Origin of the sequence: Arthrobacter sp. H14 (assembly GCF_000520495.1) — a bacterium.
In the GTDB taxonomy this organism is placed as follows: domain Bacteria; phylum Actinomycetota; class Actinomycetes; order Actinomycetales; family Micrococcaceae; genus Arthrobacter_C.
In genome coordinates this window covers 3,604-7,247 of sequence record NZ_KI914709.1, presented here as the reverse complement: position 1 = coordinate 7,247, position 3,644 = coordinate 3,604, and the positions used below count along the sequence as shown (strand labels likewise).

At 60.6% G+C, this 3,644-nt stretch carries 4 protein-coding genes; 3 read left to right on the top strand and 1 reads right to left on the bottom strand.

What is annotated here, in order from left to right:
- Positions 1–312, bottom strand: a 312-nt coding sequence (locus Y707_RS0122020) for an FAD-dependent oxidoreductase (protein ID WP_026536630.1), incomplete at its 3' end; no start/stop codon positions are given.
- A 92-nt stretch (positions 313–404) separates the two neighbouring features.
- Between Y707_RS0122020 and Y707_RS0122015 the strand changes: the two genes are divergently transcribed.
- From Y707_RS0122015 to Y707_RS32385, 3 genes are all read left to right on the top strand, one after another.
- On the top strand, positions 405–2,282 hold the full coding sequence (locus tag Y707_RS0122015) for a glycoside hydrolase family 15 protein (RefSeq protein ID WP_333782877.1): 1,878 nt from the start codon (positions 405–407) through the stop codon (positions 2,280–2,282).
- 493 nt (positions 2,283–2,775) lie between these two features.
- On the top strand, positions 2,776–3,261 hold the full coding sequence (locus tag Y707_RS29330; RefSeq protein WP_026536628.1) for a hypothetical protein: 486 nt from the start codon (positions 2,776–2,778) through the stop codon (positions 3,259–3,261).
- A 198-nt stretch (positions 3,262–3,459) separates the two neighbouring features.
- On the top strand, positions 3,460–3,644 hold a 185-nt coding region (locus tag Y707_RS32385; protein ID WP_035783281.1), incomplete at its 3' end, for a hypothetical protein.

Genomic DNA, 3,644 nt, shown 5'->3' with positions numbered 1-3,644 from the left:
CGCGCCGGCCGCCTCCAGCGACTCCGGTGAATCGTCCGGTTCAATAGCGGCGATGGCTTCCGCTATCCGGGCCCGGACGTCGGAGAAAGGGGTGCCGTTGTCGGTCAGCGTCCGTTCCGTTGCCGACCGGGCTGCCGCGGAGAGGAGCGTTTTCGACGGCACGCAGCCGGTCCACAGGCAGTCGCCACCGGTCCTTGAGCGCTCTACCAAAACTGTTCGTGCCCCTAGCCTGGCCGCGGTTTTTGCCCCGACAATGCCGCCGGTGCCACCACCGATCACAAGTAGGTCGATGACATCATCGGTCCGTTCCATGGAATCTCCACATCCTCGTCCAGTGCTACTGCCCGCCCTTTACCCTATGCTGTGGATATTCGCCCACCGACCACCGGCGAGACGTATGAGGCATGACGACCACGCGGTACCGGATGAGCTGGAGGAGATGTATGTACATCGGGAAACCGGAGGCTGCGTATCCGCCCCCGGCGGTCATTTCGGACTATGGTCTGCTCAGCGACTGTCAGGGAACTGCTCTTGTTTCACGGGATGGATCGGTCGACTGGTGGTGTCCGCCGCGGTTCGACGCACCCAGCGTCTTTGGCCGGTTGCTGGATGTGGATGCAGGATATTGGCTCATTCGCCCCGCAGAGCAATACACGGTCAGCCGCCGGTACCTGTCTGGAACGATGGTTATCGAAACGGAGTTTCACTGCGGAAGCGGGGTCCTCCGTCTCACGGACGGCCTTTCGCTTGGCGGGGGCGAGCGTGGGCACCAGATCGGGCACCATTCACCGCACGTGCTCCTCCGTCGGCTGGAGGCAATCGGGGGGCCTATTCAGGTGAGGGTCGAGGTCGCGCCGCGCCCCGAATACGGCCTTGTGAGGCCACACTTCACACCGACTGCAACAGGGTGGGAGATCGCAGGCGCCGCCGACCGGCTGACTCTGACTGGTGGTCTGGAACTCGCCGTTGACTACGGGTGTGCAGGGGGAACATTCCTCCTCAATGCGGGCGAGAGCACCGTCTTCACCTTGCAGCACCGCCGCTCGGTGGACCACGCTCCCGCACCGGTGGATGGCGGCGCCCACCTCGTGGATACCATTACGGCATGGCAGTCATGGAGCGATATGCACCAAAGCTATCAGGGCCTGTATCCTGAACAGGTGCATCGCAGCTCACTGGTGCTCCAGGCTCTGACCTACGCTCCCACCGGGGCGGTCATCGCCGCGCCGACGACCTCGTTGCCGGAGGAACCCGGGGAAACGGCGAACTGGGATTACCGGTTTGGGTGGCTGCGTGATGGCAGCCTGACCCTCAAAGCACTTTGGGTCGCGGCTTGTCCCGATGAGGCACACCAGTTTTTTGATTGGATCACCTCTTCAGCCGGACCAATCAGTCAGGGCCGCCTGCAAATTATGTTCGGTGCCGGCGGGGAACATGATCTGACCGAACACACCCTTGACCACCTCAACGGGTACGCCAACAGCCGTCCCGTACGGGTGGGCAATGATGCGTGGAATCAGAAACAACTCGACGTCCTTGGGGAGGTCTTTGAATGCGCATGGGTATTGCGCGAACAGCTGGGTGAGTTGTCGGCGCAGACGCGGGACTTCCTGATCGCAGTGGCAGATCTGGCAGCTGAAAGCTGGCACGAGACCGATGCGGGAATATGGGAGGGAAGAGAGGGTGAACGAAATTATCTGACCTCTAAACTTATGTGCTGGGTGGCGTTGGACCGGGCCGTGAAGCTCGCCGACCGCCTCGGCGCCGCCCAGGACGCTCTCAGGTGGGAGTCCGAGCGGGACAAGGTCCGGGCGGCAATACTGGAGCATGGCTGGGACGGCTCCGTCAATGCGTTCACTGGTGCTTTCGGATCGGATCACCTGGACGCGGGCGTTCTCCTGATGCCGGTTATGGGTTTCCTCCCAGCGGACGACGATCGGATCCTCGCCACTTTGGATGCCATCGAGGAGGACCTTTCCTCCGGGGGTGGTCTTGTCCAGCGATGGACCGGGGCAGGGGACGAGGGTGCATTCGTCATTTGCTCCTACTGGTTGGCCGCCGGACGGGCCATGGCTGGGCAAATCGAACGGGCGAGGGAGATCTTCGATGCCGTCACGGGATACGCCAACGATCTCGGGCTACTTTCAGAAGAGATCGACAGCCGTGGGGGAACATTGATCGGGAACTTCCCTCAAGGGCTTTCACATATCGGGCTCATCAACGCAGCCTGGGCCATCGGGCAGGCGGAACAACAAGGCCCACGGTCAAATGTAAGGGTCTAGGCTTGCAGGGAAACGGGAAAACTATGGTGTATACAGGAGGGCCAATGTCGATCTCCACCTGGATGAAGGATCTCGAGCTGGAGACCCGCCCCATCACGGGGCCACTAACCATCACTTAGGATGCACCGGGAACATCATTACTCCCGGTCCGGATGGGATTGGCGGCACTGGGCGGTCTCGGCCACAATTGATTCTTATGTGATGCAGAGTGATCAAATAATATCGGGCAAGGTGTCGTGGTCAGCGTGAATTCGCCGCGGCATTGACGGCGCAAGTCCGGAGAATCGAACTGGACGAAGCTCTGGCTGAAGTAATCGTGCGTCTCAGCGGAGAAGTCTTGGCAAACAGCACACCAGTGGTTTCAGAAATGCAATGGCCGACTGCGCCAGTGCATGTAGACTCGCAAAAGGTGCACTAGCGAATGGCGTGTGAATCCTACTTGGTGCGCCCGTTGCGGCCTGGCTGTGTAGCCCACTTGTGAGGAAGTCTTATCGTGTCGACCAGTGATGTACGAACGAAACCGAGTCTCGTCCGCTACGCCCTGCTGGACGCCTTGGGCGGCGTTGTTGGAGGCGCTGTCTTCATCGGCGTGACCATGTGGTTCTCAGCAACTCAGGGCAATCCGGCGGTCGCACCATTTAGCCTCATCTCGTCGATTATCCTAGGCGCTGACTCATTGATGGCTGGAACAGCCTCCGTGCCTCTCGGTGTTGTCATCCACGTCGTCAACTCGCTCATCTTTGGCGCCATTTTCGGGCTTGTAGCTGCGCGGCTGCCGCGGGATGCGACCATCGCAGTGGCTGCGCTCGTGTACGGCCTGCTTCTCTACCTCGTCAACTTTCAACTAATCGGGCGGTTCGTGTTCCCGCAATTCCAAATGCCAAACCAGCCGTTCGAGGTTTTTGCTCACCTGGTCTTCGCTGCTGTGGTGGCACCGTTCGTGTTTCACTGGGGGCGCAGCACCGTACATAAAGTCTGATCCACCAGTGACAAAATGACACCGGTGGGCCGGGTCACGAACCGGCCATCACAGCGCTTGGCCCGGCTGTCGTTTCACTCCGCGGCGACCGCTTCTTCGGGCGCAAGGCCGCCAAGAGCGAGGCGCGCATGTCGCGATCCTGCAATTTGCAGGGCCTTTTCAAAGTCCGGTGACTTTCGGGCGATCCTTGGATTGCGTATGGCTGTCCTCGATGCTCCACCGACCGCGGAGCAATTCGGCCTTCTTCGTTTTGAATTCATCTTCGGTCAGTACGCCGGCGCCGCGGAGCCCGCCCAGTTATTTCAGCTGCCCCAGACGGGCGCTTCTCTGCACTCATGCTTGATCTTAGATCTCACCGCCCTTGTCCTGCCGGTCACGGCAGG

Bases quoted from the DNA above. Each gene is read 5' to 3' on its own strand.
- Y707_RS0122015 (WP_333782877.1), top strand. From the start codon at position 405: ATGACGACCACGCGGTACCGGATGAGCTGGAGGAGATGTATGTACATC.